Consider the following 18,295-nt stretch of genomic DNA (forward strand, 5'->3'; position numbering starts at 1 on the left):
CGGAGGAAACCATGAGGACCGGTCCGGACCTGCGGATCTCAGCGGCGGCGCGCGGCTTCGTGTTGCTGGCTCTCGGTGGACCGATCCTGTGGGACCGCGACGTCGCCTCGGTCATCGCCCTGGCCGTGCTCAGCACGCACTGGGCGACCGCAGCGCTGGTCGAGCGACGCTCGCTCCGAGCCCGCGGGCCGGTCACCATCATCGACGCCGCCGTCGTCGGGCTTGTGGCAGCCCTCACGATCGACTCCCTGGCCGTGCTCGGGGCCCTCGCCGTCCCGCCCTTCATCGCCGGTCTCTGGCGCGGGTTCGAAGGGGTGCTGCTCGCCCTCTCCGCCCAGTTGGTGACCGTTGTCTTCGTCTCACTGGCGACAGAAGGCACGCTGACCAATGAGCAGGCGCTGGGCATCTTCACGTGGGCGACCATGGGACTCGCCCTGGGCATGGTGGCCACCTTCGTCCGCGGCGCCCTGCGTGACGACGACCCGTTGGCGCCGTACCGGCACGCCACCGACCTGTTGCGCGAGCTGAACAGCCTCAGCATCGGGCTCTCCGCGGGGCTGGATCCACGCAGCCTCGGCGGGCTCATCCTGGACGCGGTGCTCGACGAGGTGCCCGTCTCGACCGTGGGCATCCACGTGCCCCTGGACGACCACCTCGCCACCCTCGCCGCGAAGTCGTTCGCTGGCGGCGACCCGGACCGGTGTGCAGAGATCGCCGCCCGTGCCTGGTCGCGGGAACAGCTGCTGGTGGAACACGGCTGCTTCGCGTTCCCCCTCGAGGGGCACCGCGGCACGGTCGCCGTCGTCAGCGGCACCCTGCCGCCGGGGACGACGGTGGACGACGCGCAGCTGCGCCGCCGGGTCGCCCACCTGCAGGAGGTGCTGGTCGAGCGCTCAGTGCCGCTGCAGACGGGGCTGCTCTTCGAGGGGTTCCGCGACATCGCCACCGCCGACGAGCGCCAGCGCCTCTCTCGGGAGATGCACGACGGTGTCGCCCAGGACATCGCGTCCCTGGGGTACGTCGTCGATGCCCTCGCCGCCGCCGCACCCACGCCCGAGCTCGAGGCGCAGCTGATGATGCTGCGCGAGCGGGTCACGGCGATCGTCGCCGAGGTGCGGCGCTCGGTCACGACCCTGCGCACCACGGTGGGCACCAGCGAGTCGCTCGGCAGCGCCATCATCGGCGTCACGCGCAACCTCAGCCAGACCTCGGGCGTGCCGATCGAGGTCACGCTCGACGAGCAGCCGCAGCGGCTGCGCCCCGAGGTCGAGGCCGAGCTGTTCCGGATCGCCCAGGAGGCGCTCAACAACGCGGTCAAGCACGCGCACGCCAGGGTCATCCGGGTCCACTGCCAGGTGGCGGCACCGTACGCCGCCATCTCGGTGCGCGATGACGGCCGCGGCTTGGGCGAGGCGCGGACAGACTCCTACGGGATGGGCATCATGAGGGAGCGCGCACGCCTCATCGACGCCGAGCTCAGCATCACCGAGCCCCCCGACGGCGGCCTGGACGTGACGGTGCGGCTCTCCCCCGAGCCGGCCGGCGCTACCGCTCCCTCCACCCCCCGACCGAAGCAGGTGACCTCTCCTCGATGAGCGAGTCCATCTCCGTGATGCTGGTCGACGACCACGAGCTGATCCGCACCGGGCTCGCCGGCGTCTTCGACCTCCAGCCCGACATGCACGTGGCCGGCCAGGCCGGCTCGGTCCGTGAGGCGCTGGCGCGCTTCGCCGAGGTGCGCCCCGACGTGGTCGTCACCGACCTCCAGCTCGGCGACGGCACCGGCCTCGACATCGTGCGCGCCCTGCGCCGCGACCACGACGACGTGGGCCTCATCGTGCTGACCATGCACTCCGGGGACGACCAGATCTTCGCCGCGATGGAGGCCGGCGCCTCCGGCTTCGTGGGCAAGGACGCCCCGTCCACGGAGGTGGTCAAGGCGGCCCGGCACGCCCACGTCTCGCCCCGCTCGTTCATCTGCAGCGGACTGGTCGGTGCGATGATGCGCCGCGGAGCGACCGAGTCCTCCCGCCTCACCGACCGCGAGCACGAGGTGCTGGTGCTCCTGGCCGACGGCCTGGGCGCTGCGCAGATCGGCGCGCAGCTCTACATGAGCGAGTCGACGGCGAAATCCCACATCGCCCGGATCTACCAGAAGCTGGGCGCCGCGAACCGCGCCCAGGCCCTGGTCACCGCGATGCGCATCGGGCTGCTCTCCAGCGTGAACCCTGGCCCGACCACATCTTGATTCCGCGGCGTCCGCGGTCGTGCCACAGGCGTAGTCCGAAGTGACTACCGCGGCTCGGCCGCTCTCCCGATGAGCCTGAGCACCTTCCCGGCGGAGGATGGGCACATGAGGTTCCCCGTCGGGAACCCCGACCACCAGGGGAGAACACACCATGCTCGAGTTCCTGCGCATCATGCTGGACGCCCGCTTCGCCGCCCGTGACGAGCGCGGCGCCTCCGCCGTGGAGTACGGCCTGCTCATCGCGGGCATCGCGGCGCTCATCGTCGCCGTCGTCTTCGCCTTCAACGGCACCATCACGGGCCTCTTCGACAAGACGGAGAACTGCATCGCCACCAGCGGCACCGGCACCGGCTGCTCGCGCCCCTGACGCTGAGCTTCGCTTGGCGAAGCCCGACCTGGGCCTGACCAAGAGGCTCCCGAGAAGACGACCCGTGTGGCCCTCTCCCGTCCGTCAGGACCGGGCGAGGGCCACACGCACGAGCACGGTCGGGTGCGTGCCGAAGGCCCAGTGCCACAGCGCGGGCGGCGTCGGGTCCGAGAGCGAGCGGAGCGAGAGCCGTCGCTGGAGCGCCACGAAGCCCTCCGGGTCGCCCGTGAACCGCAGCGACTCGCCATCGGCCCGCAGCTCGATCCGGCGGCTGAGGCCGCTCTGCACCGGCGCCGTCACCAGCGTGCCGGCGGCGAGCAGCACCAGCAGCACCGGCACGACACGCGGGTCGCCGAGCCGCCGGCGGCCCAGGGCCACGCCGAGAAGACCCACGGCGGTCGCGGCCCCGAGCGCCCCGAGCGCGGTGCCCACCAGCACGTCGTCGTTGCGGGCGTGGGCGAGCTCGTGCGCCACCACGCTCAGCGCCTCCGGGGTCGGCACGTCCTCGACCAGGTTGTCGTAGAGCACGACCCGTCGGGTGCCGCCGAAGCCGGAGACGTAGGCGTTCAGCGTGGTGGTGCGACGAGAGGCATCGGCGACCAGCACCTCGTCCACGGGGACGCCCTCGGCCTCGGCCAGGGCGAGCACGCCGGAGCGCAGCTCGCCGTCCGGCAGCGGGGTGAAGCGGTTGAAGAGCGGCTCCACCACGACCGGGTAGGCGAAGCTCCCCAGCGCGACGAGGACGGCCACGGAGACCCCCACCACCGCCGGCCAGGCGGTGCGCCAGCGGCGCGCGACCCCGACGAGCACCACGACCAGCAGCCCCGTCACCGCCACGTCGACCGCCTCCGAGACCACGGCGTCCCGGGCGAACCCGGCCCAGGACTGGTCCGAGAGACCGGCGTCCAGGACGTGCCGTCGCTGGAGCACCGAGAACGTCAGGGTCGCCGCCCGCGACACCAGCTCCACCGCCAGCACCGCCAGGAGGGCCTGCACCCACCACGGCCCCGGCAGCCGCGCGACGAGACGACGCACGCGGGCGGAGGCGGCCAGCAGGCCCAGCACCAGCAGGTTCACGGCCATCGACAGGGCCGACCAGGTGCGCAGGGTCCCCGCGAAGTCCTCCGCGCGGGCCACCTCGGTGCTGGTGAAGACCTCCTCGACCGACACCGGAGCGGGGGTACCTCCCGGCACCGGTGACCACGGCACCAGCACCGCGGCCAGCACCGCGAAGGCGGCCCCGGCCACCAGCAGGACGACCAGCGACACCCGGCGGGTGCTCATGCCGACCTCGCCGCGTCGAGCAGCAGCTCCTGCCACCGGTCGGTCAGGGTCGCGAGGTCCAGGCCCGCCTCCTGCTGGAGCGCTGCCTCGATGTCGGTCCCGGCGCCCGCACTCGCGTAGACCTCGAGGAGCGCGTCCTCCCCTGCCAGCTCCACCAAGGCCCGGGAGGCCAGCCAGGCCGCCTCGTACGCCGCCCCCAGGTGGGGCGCGGTCACGTCGAACTCCGCCTCCCCGGGCAGCCGGTCCGGCGCACCCTCGCGCCGCACCTGCGCCAGCACCTGGGCGGCGGTCTGCGACAGCGGCAGGTCGACGTCGCGCAGCGCCACGTAGTCGGCGAAGCCCTCCACCAGCCACACGGGTGCGCGGCTCGTGGGCGCCCCCGTCAGTGCGTGCACCGCCTCGTGGGTCATCACCACCTGGGCGCCGGTCCGTCGCAGCCGGCCGAGCTCCTCGGGGTTGACGAACACGTGGACCGGAGCGGACCCGACGGTGCGGCCGTCGACCGAGGCGGTGACCGCCGCCACCCCGCTGTACGTCCCCTCGGGCACACCCAGCACCGCGTCGAGCTCCGTGCTGCTGCCGGGGACCTCGACGACCAGGCCGCCGCGCAGGTCGGGGAGCACGCGACGCACCTGCGGCAGTGCCCGCGCCGCCAGGGCGGTGTACGGCGCCGGGTCCTGCCCCGCGGTCACCACGAGCGTGTCTCCGGCCCGCTCGACGAGCGCCGGCCCGCGCAGCCACAGCGGGACACGTCCCCCGGTGAAGCCGGTGACCGCGACGCGCCCCTCACCTTGGCGCAGCCCCACCTCGACCTCGGTCCGCGCCGGTCCGGAGGGCTGGCCACGCAGCTCCCACGTCAGGTCGGCACGCGCCGTCCAACTGCCGTCCTCGCGCAGGACCCCGACCTGGTCGACGAAGCGGAGCACCACGCCCTCGACCCGCAGGTCGGCGGCGTTCCCGGCGAGCGCGGCGAGGAGGTCGCGGGCGGCGGAGTCGCCGTCCGGCGCGAGCGCGGCACTGGTCTCCTCGTCGCCCCGCGAGAGCGCCTGCGCGAGCGCGGACAGGGCGGCGGAGGCACCAGCGGCGTCGACGCCCGCGGCGGCGGGCGGCGCGGGCGGAGCGACGTACCGGTCGTCGCTCAGCAGCACGACTGCCGTGACCACCGCGACGGTGGCCACCAGCAGCGTGGCCAGCACCCGCCGCCAGGAGCGGCGGGGCGGACCGACGGGCTCAGCCAGGGCGGACGGCCCCGACGTACGGCATGGAGTTCAGCGGGGCGACCCGCACACCCGAGCTGGGATTGGCCGCGTCGACGATCATCCCGTTGCCGAGGTAGATCCCGACGTGGCTGATCGGGCTGTAGTAGAAGACCAGGTCACCGGGCTGGAGGGCGCTCTCGGCGATCCGCGTGCCCGAGGAGAACTGCGCGCTCGAGGAGTGCGGCAGGCTGATGCCGGCCGCGCGGTAGGCCATCATCGTGAGCCCCGAGCAGTCGAAGGCGCTGGGCCCGGCGGCACCGTAGACGTAGGCCTTGCCGACCTGGGCCATGGCGTACTGGATCGCCGCGCCGGCCCGGCCGGAGGCGGGCACGTCGGTGGGGAGCCGCTCGCTGTCGCGGGAGACGATCTCCTCGCGCTCGTCGGCCTCGAGCCGCGCGAGGAGGCCCTCGGCCTCCTCCAGCTTCTCCTCGATGGTCGCCTTCTCCTCGGCGAGCCGCTCCTCGAGCTGCGCGACCTCGTTGGTGCGCTGCGAGGTGGCCTGGTGCCGGATGTCCAGCGCCTTGACCTCGCCCGCGTAGGTGTCGAAGAGCTGGTCGGTGAGGTCGTCGTAGGCCGTCATCGTGGACAGCTGCGAGAGGAAGTCCGAGGGGTCACCGGACAGGGCGACCTGGCCGACGGCGGAGAGCGTGTGCCCCTCGTAGGTGCGGATGACGGCGTCGCGGACCTGCTCGCGCACCGCGCGCAGGCGCCGGTCCTGGCGGGACTGGTCGGAGCTCACGGCGGCGAGGTCGCGCTCGAGCTCCTCCAGCTCCAACCGGGCGTCGTTGTAGCGCTCGGAGGCCTGCTCGGCCTCGTGGTAGAGCCGGTCGACCCGGGCCTCGACGTCGGCGATGTCGGGCTCCGCCTGGGCGGGGGTCGAGGGGACCAGGCCCACCAGACCGGCCAGCAGGGCGCCCGAGATCAGGCTGGTGATTCGCGTACGACGCTGCAGCACGAGCGAGGGCACTCCTTGGAGTCACGCGGCACCCGCGCGGACCCGTCCCCGGTCCGCTCCCACGAGCACCCCGCGCGACGGTAGCCGTTCGTCTCGCGGCCGACCAAGTTTCACCGCACGTCGCGCGGGGATTTCACCGCAATCCCGGCCGGAACCGGCAGCATCTCGTCACTCCAGTCACGGAGGTCCCACCCGTCACAGCGCGGCTGCACGGCTGCCGGTCAGGCGGTCGCCGCTCCCGGGTGCCGTCCGTCGGTGTGCGGGTCGTGCGCCCCCTCCCCCGGGCCGTCGCTGGCCGTCACCAGCCGCAGCGGCGGCACCAGCCCTCCCGCGGCGAGGGCCCCGAGCAGCTCGCGGTCCTCCTCGTCGAAGGAGAGCTCGGGGGGTGGCCCGAGCAGCACCGTGACCACGCAGTCGTGGCAGGCCAGTCCGCGCACCACGCAGGTGTCGCAGTCGATCCTCGTCGTCATGTCCGTGACGGTGGCAGGGCCCACCGACAGTGTGGGCCCGGGCGTGTCGCAGCGAGTCGTGAAGTGTGCCGCGCACCCGCCCGGCCCCGTTCCGCTGCGCGCCGGCACGAGCACGTGAGAACGTCTGCCGGTGGGAGGCACGATGACCGGGCATCGACGCTGGCTGGGCGCACTGCTGGCAGCCGCGCTGCTGGCCGTGCTCGTGGGCACGACGGCCTCGTCGCCGTCCGTCGACGCCGCCTCGGCCAGCCTCCAGGGGTGGCGCATCGCGACGTCCGGCGAGCCGTGGCTGGAGGACGTCGACCTCGACGCGACGCCGTACGACTACGACTCCCCGCCCTACTGGACCGGGCCCAGCGAGCACGGCCACGAGGTCGTCTTCCGCTCCCCGGGCATCACGGCGGCCTCGGTCCCGGCCTACCTCGGCGCCGGCTCGGACCCCGCCGACTTCCGCATCCGCCCGGCCGGCGTGGTCGCGGCCGTGATCGTCTGGCTCGCGGTGCTCCTCATCTTCAGCGCGCTGCGGCCGAGGCTGGGGGCCCGGCTCGCCGGAGGCGTGGCCGCTGTCCTGGCCCTGGGTACGCCGTTGTGGAGCGTCGCCGCCGACGCCATGTGGCCGCACACGCTGACCGTGTTCGGCCTCGCGGGCATGGCCTGGGCCGCCAGCCGCGACCGGTGGCTGCTGGCCGGGGTGCTCGGCGGGGTCGGCCTCACCGGCCGCCTCCACCTCTCGTTGGCCGTGGCCGTGCTGGGCACCGGCGTCGGTCTCGCCCGGCGCAGCTGGCGCCCCGTCCTCCTGGTCGCGGCCGGGAGCCTGCCCTTCCTGGCCCTGGCCGCGGGCTGGAGCCGCTGGCTGTACGGCGAGTGGGACCCCGCCGGCGGCTACCCGCAGGCCGACGCCTACGCGGAGCGGGCGACCTCGCAGTCCCTGCTCGACACGCTCGCCAACGAGGCCGGGCTCTGGGTCTCGCTCGACCGGGGCTTCCTGGTGTGGACACCCGTGGCCGTCCTGCTGCTTCCTGCCCTGGTCCGGTCCTGGCGGCACCAGCCGGACTGGGCGCGGGTCATGGTCCTGGGCGGGCTGGTCTACACCGTCGTCCAGGGCCTGATGAACCACTTCGCCGGCGGCTCGGCCTTCTACGGCTACCGGCTGACCCTCGAACTGCTGCTCAGCCTCACCCCGGCCCTCGCCCTCGCCGTGCCGCACGCGGGCCGGCTGGCCCGGTCCGCGCTGCCGTTCGTCGCCGGGCTCCAGGTCGGCGCGACCGCCGTCGGCGCCGTGTTCGACAGCCCCGGCCTCCCGCTGGAGCGCGCCTGGACCGGCAACGCCTTCCTCGAGATCCTCGTCGGGGCGCCGGTGCTGGTCGGCCCGTGGCTGCTCTGCGGGTTCCTCGGCGTGCTGGTCGTCCGAGTCCTGGCGGACGGTACCGGGCAAGCGAGCAGGCCCTCGACTGCGGAGGCCGTCGACTCAGCCCCGGAGCAGGCCCACCAGCGCGGCTGACGGCACCGCCCGGGCGCCGGCCCGCTGGGCCCGCGCCTGCACCTCGCGGTCGTCGCTGACCACAAGCACCACGCGCCCGCGCGGCTCGGCCTCGACCAGCTCGCCGATAACCTGGTCGGCGATGACGCCCTGGGGGCTGAAGAGCACCTTGACCCCGCGGGGTGCCGCGGTGGGCGGCCGGGTCTCGGCGTCGGCGCCGTCGAAGACGACCGTGGTCTCGGCACCGGTGCGGGCGACGAGCGGCCCCATCGCGCCGAGCAGCCGCGTCCGCTGCGCCTCCAGCGAGGAGGACGACCAGGTGCTCATCGAGACGTTGTAGCCGTCGACCACGAGCCGGGCGCGCGGCAGCGCGAGGTACTGCTCCAGCAGCGCCGGCCCCACCTCGGGCACCGCGCGCGCACCGACGGCCGCGAGCGTGGCGGCCAGGGTCTCCTCGACCCGCTCGCCGGGGGTCGAGGTGCTCGGGGGCAGGGCCAGCTCTCGGCGCAGCCCGGCAGTGGCCTCCAGGATCGTGTCGAGCAGCACCCGCGTCCGCGCGGTCGCGTGCTCGCGCTCGCTGCGCGTCCCGCGACGCCCTTCCAGCGCCTCGGCCTCCAACCGCTCCACCTCGGCGCGCAGCCTGCGCACCTCCTTCTCCCGCGCGGCCAGGGCTACTTCAGCCGCGGCCCGCGCCTCCTCCGCCTCGCGTGCGGCGCGCACGGCCTCCTGGTCGACGTCGCGCCCCTTGGCCCGTGCCTCCCCCAGCTTGCGGCGCAGCTGGGTGACCTCGGCCTTGTACCCCTCTACCTGCTGCTTGTACGACGCCCGCACCTCTCGCAGCTCTGCCTCGGCCTGCTCGGCGCGCTGCTGCCACCGCTCGTCCCGGGCGGCCGCGACGACCTGCGCCTGCTGGGCGGCCTGCTGCTCCACGACGCTGACCGAGTCGTCGAGCCGACGGGTCCACCCCTGCGGCCGCACCAGCCAGTCGAGGGCCGCGGCCTCGAGCGCGTCGTGCATGGTGCCGTCGCGCAGGGCGCGCAGCTCGTCCTGCCGGCGTACCGAGACCTGGTGGGCCACCCGGTCTCGCAGCGCCGCGTCGTCGAGCCCCGCCGTGATGGCGGCCGCGCCGAGCCGCGCCCTGCGGGCGGGGGCGAAGGCGGCCACCTTCCGCAGCGGCGCCGGGAGCTGCGCTACGTCCGGCAGCACGTCCGCGACCAGGGTCAGGACCCGCGTCCGCACCGCGACCGGCAGCTCCTCGAGCCGGATCGTCCCGTCCTCCACCACTGCCTCCTCCCGCCGAGCGCTGCCACGAGGGCCGTAGCGGCACCCGGCCGGCACGCCTGGGGCGTGCCGCGCCTCCAGCCTAGGACCTGGCCCGACCGCGCGCCGCCGCACCGTTGTCGGTGCCCCGATCTAGCGTCCTCGACGTGAGCAGTCGTGCCGGGGCCCAGGTCTCCTGGGAGAGCCAGCGGACCTTCGACGAGCTCGGCCGCCCCCTGCGCGACCTCACCTTCTGCGTGGTGGACCTGGAGACCACCGGCGGCTCCCCCACCTCCGGCTCGATGATCACGGAGATCGGCGCGGTCAAGGTCCGGGGCGGCGAGGTGCTCGGCGAGTTCCAGACCCTGGTCGACCCCGGCACCGCGATCCCGCCCTTCATCGCGGTGCTCACCGGCATCACCAACGGCATGGTCGCCGGGGCCCCCACGATCGACAGTGCGCTCCCGGCCTTCCTGGAGTTCGCGACCGGCACGGTGCTGGTCGCCCACAACGCGCCCTTCGACGTCGGCTTCCTGCAGCACTTCGCCGCACAGCAGCAGCGCCCCTGGCCCCGGTTCGAGGTGGTCGACACCGCCCGCCTGGCCCGACGGGTCATCACCCGCGACGACGCGCCCAACTGCAAGCTCTCCTCCCTCGCCCGGCTCTTCGGGGCCGCCACGACGCCCAACCACCGCGCGCTGGCCGACGCGCGGGCCACCGTCGACGTGCTGCACGGGCTGATGGAGCGGCTCGGCGGCCTGGGGGTGCACACGCTCGAGGAGCTGCAGACCTTCACCTCGCGCGTCACCACCGCGCAGCGCAAGAAGCGCCACCTGGCCGAGGGCCTGCCGCACTCCCCCGGCGTCTACCTCTTCCGCGACCAGGCCGAGCGGGTGCTGTACGTCGGCACCAGCAAGGACCTCCGCACCCGCGTCCGCTCCTACTTCACCGCCTCCGAGACCCGGTCACGCATGGGCGAGATGGTCGGGCTGGCCTCCTCGGTCACCGCGATCGAGTGCGCCACGCCGCTGGAGGCAGCCGTGCGCGAGCTGCGGCTGATCGCCGAGCACAAGCCGCGCTACAACCGCCGCTCCCGGCACCCGGAGAAGACCCACTTCGTCAAGCTCACCCGCGAGCCCTGGCCGCGGCTCTCGCTGGTGCCGCGCGTGCTCGACGACGACGCGGACTACCTCGGCCCGTTCGGTTCGCGGAAGGCTGCCCAGTCCTGCCTCGAGGCTCTCCACGAGACCTTCCCGGTGCGCCAGTGCGCCGACCGCATCGGCCCGCGCACCACCCGCACCCCCTGCGTCCTGGCCGAGATGGGCCGCTGCCTGTCGCCCTGCGACGGATCCGCCGACGAGGCGACGTACGCCGCCGTCGTCCGACAGCTGCGCGACACCCTGCTGCGCCGCCCCGACCTGGTCGTCGAGCAGATCAACCACCGGATGGCCGGCCTGGCCGACGACGAGCGCTTCGAGGAGGCGGGGGTCCACCGCGACCGGCTGGCGGCGTTCGTGCGCGCGGCCGCGCGCACCCAGCGCGTCGGTGCGCTCAGCGGCTGCCACGAGGTGGTCGCGGCCCGCCGCGAGGACGACGGCCGCTGGGCGGTCCACGTGGTCCGCTTCGGGCGGCTGGCCGCCGCCGGGGTCATCCCCTCCGGCGCCGACGCCGGGGCCTACGTCGAGCAGCTCCGGGCTGGCGCCGAGACCGTGCGCACGGCTCCCGGCCCGGTGCCGGCGGCGACCGTCGAGGAGACCGAGAAGATCCTCGCCTGGCTCGAGCAGCCCGGCATCCGGCTGGTCGACGTCACCGGCGAGTGGGTGTGCCCGGTCGCCGGCGCCGTCCGCGAGCTGGGCGTGCACGACCGGGTGCGCGACTCCCGGCGCGCCCTGGCCGATCCCACGGAGCGGCGCGGCCTGCGACCCACCCACCGTCCGGCGCGATGACACCGACCGCACCGCTCGGCGCCGGTACGGTGAGCCGGTGATCACCGCCATCGTCTTCGTCAAGGCCGACGTCGCCCGGATCCCCGAGGTCGCCGAGGCGATCGCCGCCATCGACGGCGTCTCGGAGGTCTACTCCGTGACCGGCCAGATCGACCTCATCGCCCTGGTCCGGGTGCGCCACCACGACGACGTGGCTGCAGTCGTGGCCGACCGGCTCAACAAGGTGCCGGGCGTGACCGACACCGAGACCCACATCGCCTTCCGGGCCTACTCCCGCCACGACCTGGAGTCGGCCTTCTCCCTCGGCCTGGACTGAGCCCGCCGGCGTGGTCTCGCGGCTCGCGCGCACCTGGCTGCCCGCCCTCCTGCTGCTCGGCGTCCTCGTGGCCGTCGCGCGCCGGGCGGCGCGCCCCCTGACCAACACCGACACCTACTTCCACCTGCGCTTCGGCAGCGAGTTCCTCTCGGGCTGGTCGTTGACGGATCCGGGCAGCGTCACCCCGCTCGCGACGCGTGACTGGGTGCCCACGCAGTGGCTCCCCCAGGTCGTCATGGCCTGGGCCGAGGGCCTCGCGGGGCTGCCCGGCGTGGCCTGGTTCTCCGGCCTCCAGCTGGTCCTGTTCGTGCTCGCCGTGACCTGGACCTGTCGCCGCCGGGCCGACCTGCTGGTGGTCGCCGTCGTCGTCGCCGTGACCGTCGTCGCCTGTGCCCCCGCGCTGTCCGCGCGCCCGCAGGTCCTCAGCTACGCCTTCATGGCACTCACCGTCCACGCCTGGTGGGTGGCCGCGCACACCGGCGCCCGCCCCTGGCTGCTGGTGCCACTCACCTGGTTCTGGGCGATGTGGCACGGCATGTGGCCCTTCGCCCTCGTCGTCGGCGCCGTCGGTGTCCTGGCCGCCGTGCTGCACCGCCGTCCCCCCGCCCGGGAGGTACGCCGCCAGCTGGCCGTCCTGGGGTCGTGCGCGCTCGCGGCGGCCGTGACCCCGGTAGGGCCGGCGCTGTACCCGGCGGTCCTCGTCGTGGCCGGGCGCGGCCGGTTCTTCGCCGAGTGGGCCGCCCCGGACTTCACCAGCGCCAACGGTGCGGCCCTGATGCTGCTCGCGGCGGTCGCCCTGCTCGTCTGGCTGCGCCGCGGCGCGGACTGGCCGACGGTGCTGTTCCTCGGCCTGGGGCTCGGGCTGGCCCTCTACTCCAACCGCACCATGCCGCTGGCCGCCGTGACCCTGGCCCCGCTCGCTGCGGCGGCGCTGCAGTCGCTCGTGACCGAGCCGCGACGACCCCTCGCTCCCCGCGAGGCCCAGATCGCCCTCGGCTCCGCCGTCGCCACGCTCGTCGTGCTGGCCCTCGTGGTGACCCGGACCGCGGACGAGCCGCCGACCCAGCCGAGCTGGGTCGACCGCGAGCTGGGCGCACTCCCGGACGGCACCGTGGTCCTCAACGACTGGGGCGACGGCGGCCTGGTGATGTGGGCCCACCCGCAGCTGCACCTGGTGATGCACGGCTACGGCGACACCTTCACCACCGAGGAGCTGGAGCGCAACAGCGACATCCTCGACCTCGAGCGCGGCTGGCAGGACCTGGTGCGCGGCACCGGGGCCGAGGTCGCGTTCCTGCGCACCGACCACCCGCTCACCGCGGCCCTCGAGGACGCCGGCTGGATCGTCGAGGAGACCTCCGAGGAGGTCGAGCTGCTCACCGCGCCCACCGGGTGGGACGCGGGCTGACCGGCGACCGGCGGGAGTCAGGAGGCGGTGGCCGCCACCCAGCGCTCGAGCAGCGCGGCGGCCGCACCGGAGTCGATCGCCTCGCGCGCCCGGGTGATGCCGGCGTCCAGCGCCGCGCCGACGTCCGCGCCCGGGTCACCGTGGACCGCGAGGGCAGCGCCGGCGTTGAGCAGCACCGCCTCGCGGACCGGCCCCTGCTCCCCGGCCAGCACCCGCCGCACGACCTCGGCGTTGTGGACGGCGTCACCACCGCGGAGGTCGTCGGGCGTGACGAGCGAGAGCCCGTGGTCGCGGGGGTCGACCCGGCCCGGGGTGACCACACCGTCGTGGACGCGCCACACCGAGGAGGTGGTGGTCGTCGTGAGCTCGTCCAGCCCGTCGTCGCCGCGGAACACCCAGGCGTCGACCCCGCGGCGGGCGAAGACGCCGGCCATCAGCTCGGTCTTGCCCTCGTAGGCGCACCCGATCGCCTGTGCGGCAGGCCGCGACGGGTTGGCCAGCGGGCCGAGCAGGTTGAAGGTGGTGCCGATCCCGAGGTCGCGCCGCGCCGCGGCCGCGTGCCGCAGTGCGGGGTGGAAGGCGGCGGCGAAGCAGAAGGTGATCCCCGCCTCCTCCGCGACCTCGGCCACGCGTGCCACGGGCAGGTCCAGCCGCACCCCGAGCTGCTCCAGGACGTCGGCCGTGCCGGCCTGGGAGGAGGCGGAGCGGTTGCCGTGCTTGACCACGCGCGCACCCGCGCCCGCGGCCACGATGGCCGACATCGTGGAGATGTTGACCGACATGGAGCGGTCACCGCCGGTGCCGACGACGTCGAGCGTGCGGCCGGCGACCGGGAGCGGCGTGGCGACGGCGTACATCGCGGCGACCAGGCCCTCGACCTCGGCGACCGTTTCGCCCTTGGCCCGCAGCGCCACCGCGAGGCCGGCGACCTGGGCGTCCGTGGCCTGGCCAGCGAGCACCTCGCCCATCGCCCAGGCGGTCTGCGCCTCGGTGAGGTCCTTCCCGGCGACCAGGTCGCCGAGGACCTCCGCCCAGCTGCTCACACGCAGCTCAGGAGGTGGGCGCCGGGACCCGCGAGCGCAGCAGCGCCACGACGGTCTCGGCGAGCCGGATCGGGTCCAGCGGGTGCGGCAGTGCCGCCTCGGCCCGCGACCAGGTGGCCAGCCAGGCGTCCTGCGGGCGCCCGGTCAGCACCAGCACCGGCGGGCACTGGTAGATCTCGTCCTTGAGTTGCTTGGCGATGCCCATGCCCCCGGCGGGGACGGCCTCGCCGTCGAGGATCGCCAGGTCGATGTGGCCCGCGTCCATGTTCTGGATCACCACCGGCTCCGTGGCGACCTCGACGTACTCCACCTCCGGCAGGTCCGGGTGCGGCCGCCGACCCAGGGCCAGGATGACCTGCTGGCGGGTGTTGACGTCGTCGCTGTAGACGAGCACCTTCAACGGCTTGCGGGAGGCAGTGGTGTCGCTCACGGGGCCATCGTAGGGGTCTGTCGCAGCGCGCAGGATCACTGGTCGGCGGGGACCCTCGCCCCGCGCGCCGCCTCGCGGGCCTCGATGCGGTCCAGCCGACGGTCCTCCCGCTTGGCCTCGGCCATCGACGAGCGCACCCACTGGACGAACAGCACGCCGAAGAAGACCAGGCCGATCAGGTCGCCGGAGCCCCACAGGATGCCGCCGGCGAGGTGCTGGTCGTCGAGGGCGTCGGGCAGCCAGGCCCCCATCGGACCCTCGCGCAGCGCAAGGTAGTGCTCCTCAGCGATGAGCGTCTCCTGCCCCATGATCGTGACGCCCAGGAAGGCGTGGAACGGCAGCGTCAGCACCGTGATGAGCACACGGAACGGGTAGCCCACGCGCCCCGGCACCGGGTCGATGCCCATGAGCGGCCAGAAGAACATCGAGCCGACCAGCACCAGGTGCAGGTGCATCGCCTCGTGCCAGTACGTCGACTCCAGCGTGAGCGGGTACCAGTCGGAGTAGTAGAGCGCCCACGGCGAGACGATGTAGAGGGCGAGCACCAGCGGCGGGAAGGTGAGGACTCGCGCCAGCCGCGAGTGCAGCACCACCAGCAGCCAGCGTCGCGGCGCGGCGGGCAGGGTCCGCAGCGCCAGCGTGACCGGCGCCCCGAGCGCGAGCGCCAGCGGCACGACCATCGAGAGCACCATGTGCTGGACCATGTGCACGCTGAGCAGGGTCGTGTCGTAGGCGCCCAGGCCCGAGCTCGTCGCGAAGACGAAGGACCCCAGCCCCAGCACGACGAAGGAGATCGTCCGCGCGACCGGCCAGGCGTCCCCCCGGGCCCGCAGCGTGCGGACGCCGAGGAGGTAGAGCCCCCCGATCCAGGCGGTGAGGACGATCGGCACCGGCTCGAAGACCCAGGTCGACAGCACGCCCCAGAAGTCCAGGGGCGGGAGGTACGTCGAGGCGGTGGACGCGTCCGCCAGGGGGGTCCGAGGCACGGGTCGAGTCTAGGTCGTCCCCGGCGACCGCAGACCTGCCGCAGAGGGGCGTGCGTCACAACCGCCGCGGGAGCCGTCCGAGATCGGGGGGTCGGAGTGACTCTCTAGGCCCGGCCGGACATAATGCTCCCGTGGCGACAGCGGCAACCATCCCAGCATCCCGGCTCCACGGGCACCACGACCGACCCAGCATGGTCAGCGTCGGGACGATCATCTGGCTCGCGAGCGAGCTGATGTTCTTCGCAGCGCTGTTCGCTGCGTACTTCACGATCCGCTCGGTGAGCCCCGAGCTGTGGGCGCAGAACACCGTGCTGCTCGACGTGCCCTTCGCGGCGGTCAACACCACGATCCTGGTGCTGTCCTCGCTGACCTGCCAACTCGGCGTCTTTGCCGCGGAGCGCGGTCAGGTGGGGCGCAGCGGCTCGGTCTTCCAGATCAAGGGCTGGGGCCTGCGCGAGTGGTTCATCCTCACCTTCGTCATGGGCGCCATCTTCATCGGCGGCCAGGCGGTGGAGTACGCCACGCTCGTCCAGGAGGGCGTGACCATCCAGGACTCGGCGTACGGCTCGATGTTCTACCTCACCACGGGGTTCCACGGCATCCACGTCACCGGCGGCCTGATCGCCTTCCTGCTGGTGCTGGGCCGCACCTACCTCGCACGCAAGTTCACCCACGAGCAGGCGGTCAGCGCGATCGTCGTCTCCTACTACTGGCACTTCGTCGACGTCGTGTGGATCGGTCTGTTCGCGACCATCTACCTCGTCCAGTGACGACCAGTACCGCTTTTGAGCGCCTCCTAGACTGACACCGGAACAAGGACTCTCTGACGTGCGCATCCTGAACTCAACTGCCGGCCGCCTGTCACGCCACCGTCGCGGGCGACTGGCGGGCGCCCTCCTCCTGCTGGTCGGGCTCGTGGCCGCCGGCGGTCTCTACACCGCGGTGATGACCCCTGCCTCGGCGGAGAAGACCCAGGACCTGGCCAGCCAGGTCGAGGAGGGCCGCAAGCTCTTCCTCGTGGGCTGCTCCACCTGCCACGGCACCAACGGCGAGGGCATCCTCACCGACCGCGGCAACAACCTCGGGCCCTCGCTGGTCGGCGTCGGCGCCGCCGCCGTGGACTTCCAGGTGAGCACCGGCCGCATGCCGATGGCCCAGCCCGGCGCGCAGGCCCCCCGCAAGGACGTGGTCTACAGCGAGGAGGAGACCGCTGCGCTCGCGGCGTACGTCGCCACGCTCGGCCCCGGTCCGGCCATCCCGGACGAGAGCGACTACAGCATCGAGGGCCTGGACAGCGAGGCGCAGGAGGCCGCCATCGTCCGCGGTGGCCAGCTCTTCCTCACCAACTGCACCGCCTGCCACAACTTCGAGGGTTCCGGCGGCGCCATGCCCAACGGCGGCTACGCGCCCACCGTGCGCGGGGTCGACGCCAAGTACATCTACGAGGCTCTGCTGACCGGTCCGCAGAACATGCCGTCCTTCAGCAACGGCAACCTCACCCCGGACCAGAAGCGCGACATCATCGCCTACATCAACAGCCTCAACGAGTCCGCCGGCGTCGGTGGCTTCGGGATGGGCAGCCTGGGCCCGGTGGCTGAGGGCCTGTTCGCCTGGATCGTGGGCATCGGCGCCCTCGTCGGCTTCGCTGTCTGGATCGCCGCGCACACCACGCGCTCGAACAAGAAGAAGGTGGAGGCGTGAGCAAGGAGCCGACCGGCCCCGACACCGGCTCGGACAACCTTCCGGCCGAGGAGCCCATCCCCAACCCGGGCCTGCCCAGCCACACGTGGCGCCCGACCGACATCGACGAGGCTGCCGCCCGACGTGCCGAGCGCCAGATCGCCTCGATGTACCTGCTGTCGATGCTCTGCGTCCTCGGCTTCGTCGTCACCTACTTCGTCGCCGACGTCGGCGACAACTGGGACACGATCCTCGGCCTCGGTGCCTCCACCGTCGGCTTGGGCGTCTTCCTCGGCCTGGCGCTCCTGCTCATCGGCGCGGCCACCATCCAGTGGGCCCGCAAGCTCATGAGCGACGTCGAGATGGTCGAGATGCGTCACCCAGCGCGGTCCTCCGACGAGGACCGCGAGGCCACGCTGCAGGCGCTCTCCTCCGGTGCCGAGGACTCCGGCATCGCCCGGCGCCCCCTGATCCGCAACACCCTGCTCGCCTCCGTCGGCATGCTAGGCGTCCCCGCCGTGGTCCTGCTGCGCGACCTGGGTCCCACCCCGGGACAGGCCGCCGAGGCCGACTACCCGGGCGCCGGGCTCGAGAAGACCGTGTGGACCCCCGGCATGCGTGTCGTCCGCGACGTCGTGGGCACCCCGATCCGGGCCTCCGACCTCGAGATCGGTGACCTGGTCAACGCCCAGCCCGAGGCGATCTTCCCGTCCGAGGAGAGCGGCCTGCCCGAGCTCCACGGGGCCGAGCTGCTCATCGCCAAGTCCAAGGCTGCCGTCATCGTCGTGCGGATGGAGCCCGAGACCATCATCCCCGGTGAGGGTCGGGACAACTGGTCGGTCGACGGCATCGTCTGCTACTCCAAGATCTGTACCCACGTGGGTTGCCCGATCTCGCTCTACGAGCGGACCACCCACCACCTCCTGTGCCCGTGCCACCAGTCCACCTTCGACCTCTCCGACTCCGGTCGGGTGGTCTTCGGGCCGGCTGGTCGACACCTCCCACAGCTCCCTCTCGCCGTTGACGAGGAGGGGTTCCTCGTGGCCCAGTCCGACTTCACCGAGCCGGTGGGGCCGACGTACTGGGAGCGCGATCACAAGGACATCGGCGACCAGGGAGAGGCTGACCTGTGAGCATCGACACCAGCAAGGTGGCCACGAGCA

18 protein-coding genes are annotated in these 18,295 nt (G+C 73.4%); 10 read left to right on the top strand and 8 right to left on the bottom strand.

The features are described 5' to 3' along the window. Positions 1 to 11: 11 nt before the first annotated feature. From Q1V71_RS18840 to Q1V71_RS18850, 3 genes are all read left to right on the top strand, one after another. Positions 12 to 1,595, top strand: coding sequence for a sensor histidine kinase (locus Q1V71_RS18840; RefSeq protein ID WP_300645837.1), 1,584 nt, complete (start codon positions 12 to 14; stop codon positions 1,593 to 1,595). Next, positions 1,592 to 2,248 (top strand): response regulator transcription factor, encoded by a 657-nt coding sequence (locus Q1V71_RS18845; protein ID WP_300645838.1) that lies wholly within the window; start codon positions 1,592 to 1,594, stop codon positions 2,246 to 2,248. The genes Q1V71_RS18840 and Q1V71_RS18845 overlap by 4 nt, the downstream gene beginning before the upstream one ends. Before the next feature lie 151 nt (positions 2,249 to 2,399). Next, the gene (locus Q1V71_RS18850) at positions 2,400 to 2,615 is read left to right on the top strand and encodes a Flp family type IVb pilin (RefSeq protein ID WP_300645839.1); all 216 of its coding nucleotides are present in this window, start codon (positions 2,400 to 2,402) and stop codon (positions 2,613 to 2,615) included. Positions 2,616 to 2,699: 84 nt separating this feature from the next. On the opposite strand, the gene Q1V71_RS18855 is transcribed toward Q1V71_RS18850, so the two are convergent. From Q1V71_RS18855 to Q1V71_RS18870, 4 genes are all read right to left on the bottom strand, one after another. Further along, on the bottom strand, positions 2,700 to 3,899 hold the full coding sequence (locus Q1V71_RS18855) for a M48 family metalloprotease (protein ID WP_300645840.1): 1,200 nt from the start codon (positions 3,897 to 3,899) through the stop codon (positions 2,700 to 2,702). Next, positions 3,896 to 5,095 (bottom strand): hypothetical protein, encoded by a 1,200-nt coding sequence (locus Q1V71_RS18860; RefSeq protein WP_300645841.1) that lies wholly within the window; start codon positions 5,093 to 5,095, stop codon positions 3,896 to 3,898. Before Q1V71_RS18860 ends, Q1V71_RS18855 begins: the two co-directional genes overlap by 4 nt. 34 nt (positions 5,096 to 5,129) lie before the next feature. Then, complete coding sequence (locus Q1V71_RS18865) at positions 5,130 to 6,125, bottom strand: NlpC/P60 family protein (RefSeq protein WP_300645843.1); 996 nt, start codon at positions 6,123 to 6,125, stop codon at positions 5,130 to 5,132. Between the two features lie 209 nt (positions 6,126 to 6,334). Beyond that, entirely contained in the window at positions 6,335 to 6,583 is a 249-nt protein-coding gene (locus Q1V71_RS18870) for a hypothetical protein (RefSeq protein ID WP_300645844.1), read from the bottom strand. Between the two features lie 142 nt (positions 6,584 to 6,725). Here Q1V71_RS18870 and Q1V71_RS18875 point away from each other — a divergent pair, with 142 nt between their 5' ends. Next, positions 6,726 to 8,084, top strand: a complete 1,359-nt coding sequence (locus tag Q1V71_RS18875) for a hypothetical protein (RefSeq protein WP_300645845.1) — start codon at positions 6,726 to 6,728, stop codon at positions 8,082 to 8,084. Here the strand turns inward: Q1V71_RS18875 and Q1V71_RS18880 are convergent. Next, positions 8,052 to 9,344 (bottom strand): NYN domain-containing protein, encoded by a 1,293-nt coding sequence (locus tag Q1V71_RS18880; protein WP_300645847.1) that lies wholly within the window; start codon positions 9,342 to 9,344, stop codon positions 8,052 to 8,054. The genes Q1V71_RS18875 and Q1V71_RS18880 overlap by 33 nt on opposite strands. Before the next feature lie 146 nt (positions 9,345 to 9,490). Here Q1V71_RS18880 and Q1V71_RS18885 point away from each other — a divergent pair, with 146 nt between their 5' ends. The 3 genes from Q1V71_RS18885 to Q1V71_RS18895 are packed head-to-tail and all read left to right on the top strand — an operon-like array spanning position 9,491 to position 12,993. Continuing rightward, complete coding sequence (locus Q1V71_RS18885) at positions 9,491 to 11,269, top strand: DEDD exonuclease domain-containing protein (RefSeq protein ID WP_300645849.1); 1,779 nt, start codon at positions 9,491 to 9,493, stop codon at positions 11,267 to 11,269. Positions 11,270 to 11,306: 37 nt separating this feature from the next. After that, positions 11,307 to 11,585 (top strand): Lrp/AsnC ligand binding domain-containing protein, encoded by a 279-nt coding sequence (locus tag Q1V71_RS18890; protein WP_300645851.1) that lies wholly within the window; start codon positions 11,307 to 11,309, stop codon positions 11,583 to 11,585. Between the two features lie 10 nt (positions 11,586 to 11,595). Next, the gene (locus Q1V71_RS18895) at positions 11,596 to 12,993 is read left to right on the top strand and encodes a hypothetical protein (protein ID WP_300645852.1); all 1,398 of its coding nucleotides are present in this window, start codon (positions 11,596 to 11,598) and stop codon (positions 12,991 to 12,993) included. A 17-nt stretch (positions 12,994 to 13,010) separates the two neighbouring features. On the opposite strand, the gene trpD is transcribed toward Q1V71_RS18895, so the two are convergent. Genes trpD through Q1V71_RS18910 form a run of 3 tightly spaced genes read right to left on the bottom strand, consistent with a single transcriptional unit; the run spans position 13,011 to position 15,452 of the window. Further along, positions 13,011 to 14,036 carry an anthranilate phosphoribosyltransferase gene (trpD, locus tag Q1V71_RS18900; RefSeq protein ID WP_300645853.1) on the bottom strand — a complete coding sequence of 342 codons (1,026 nt, stop codon included), beginning with the start codon at positions 14,034 to 14,036 and terminating at the stop codon, positions 13,011 to 13,013. Positions 14,037 to 14,043: 7 nt separating this feature from the next. Beyond that, positions 14,044 to 14,466 (bottom strand): hypothetical protein, encoded by a 423-nt coding sequence (locus tag Q1V71_RS18905; protein ID WP_300645854.1) that lies wholly within the window; start codon positions 14,464 to 14,466, stop codon positions 14,044 to 14,046. 35 nt (positions 14,467 to 14,501) lie between these two features. Further along, on the bottom strand, positions 14,502 to 15,452 hold the full coding sequence (locus tag Q1V71_RS18910; RefSeq protein WP_300645855.1) for a cytochrome c oxidase assembly protein: 951 nt from the start codon (positions 15,450 to 15,452) through the stop codon (positions 14,502 to 14,504). Between the two features lie 149 nt (positions 15,453 to 15,601). On the opposite strand from Q1V71_RS18910, the gene Q1V71_RS18915 reads away from it, so the two are divergent. From Q1V71_RS18915 to Q1V71_RS18925, 3 genes are read left to right on the top strand one after another with little or no spacing between them, the layout of a single operon-like run. Continuing rightward, positions 15,602 to 16,222 carry a heme-copper oxidase subunit III gene (locus Q1V71_RS18915; RefSeq protein ID WP_300645957.1) on the top strand — a complete coding sequence of 207 codons (621 nt, stop codon included), beginning with the start codon at positions 15,602 to 15,604 and terminating at the stop codon, positions 16,220 to 16,222. Between the two features lie 58 nt (positions 16,223 to 16,280). Beyond that, positions 16,281 to 17,153 (top strand): c-type cytochrome, encoded by an 873-nt coding sequence (locus tag Q1V71_RS18920; protein ID WP_300645857.1) that lies wholly within the window; start codon positions 16,281 to 16,283, stop codon positions 17,151 to 17,153. After that, positions 17,150 to 18,265, top strand: a complete 1,116-nt coding sequence (locus Q1V71_RS18925) for a ubiquinol-cytochrome c reductase iron-sulfur subunit (protein ID WP_300645858.1) — start codon at positions 17,150 to 17,152, stop codon at positions 18,263 to 18,265. Before Q1V71_RS18920 ends, Q1V71_RS18925 begins: the two co-directional genes overlap by 4 nt. The last annotated feature ends 30 nt before the right edge of the window (positions 18,266 to 18,295 follow it).

This window comes from Nocardioides sp., assembly GCF_030149505.1.
Lineage (GTDB): Bacteria > Actinomycetota > Actinomycetes > Propionibacteriales > Nocardioidaceae > Nocardioides.

What these genes read in the sequence shown, in the direction of transcription:
- Q1V71_RS18840 (WP_300645837.1), top strand. Translation starts at nt 12, where the DNA reads ATGAGGACCGGTCCGGACCTGCGGATCTCAGCGGCGGCGCGCGGCTTC.
- Q1V71_RS18845 (WP_300645838.1), top strand. Translation starts at nt 1,592, where the DNA reads ATGAGCGAGTCCATCTCCGTGATGCTGGTCGACGACCACGAGCTGATC.
- Q1V71_RS18850 (WP_300645839.1), top strand. Translation starts at nt 2,400, where the DNA reads ATGCTCGAGTTCCTGCGCATCATGCTGGACGCCCGCTTCGCCGCCCGT.
- Q1V71_RS18855 (WP_300645840.1), bottom strand. Translation starts at nt 3,899, where the DNA reads ATGAGCACCCGCCGGGTGTCGCTGGTCGTCCTGCTGGTGGCCGGGGCC.
- Q1V71_RS18870 (WP_300645844.1), bottom strand. Translation starts at nt 6,583, where the DNA reads ATGACGACGAGGATCGACTGCGACACCTGCGTGGTGCGCGGACTGGCC.
- Q1V71_RS18875 (WP_300645845.1), top strand. Translation starts at nt 6,726, where the DNA reads ATGACCGGGCATCGACGCTGGCTGGGCGCACTGCTGGCAGCCGCGCTG.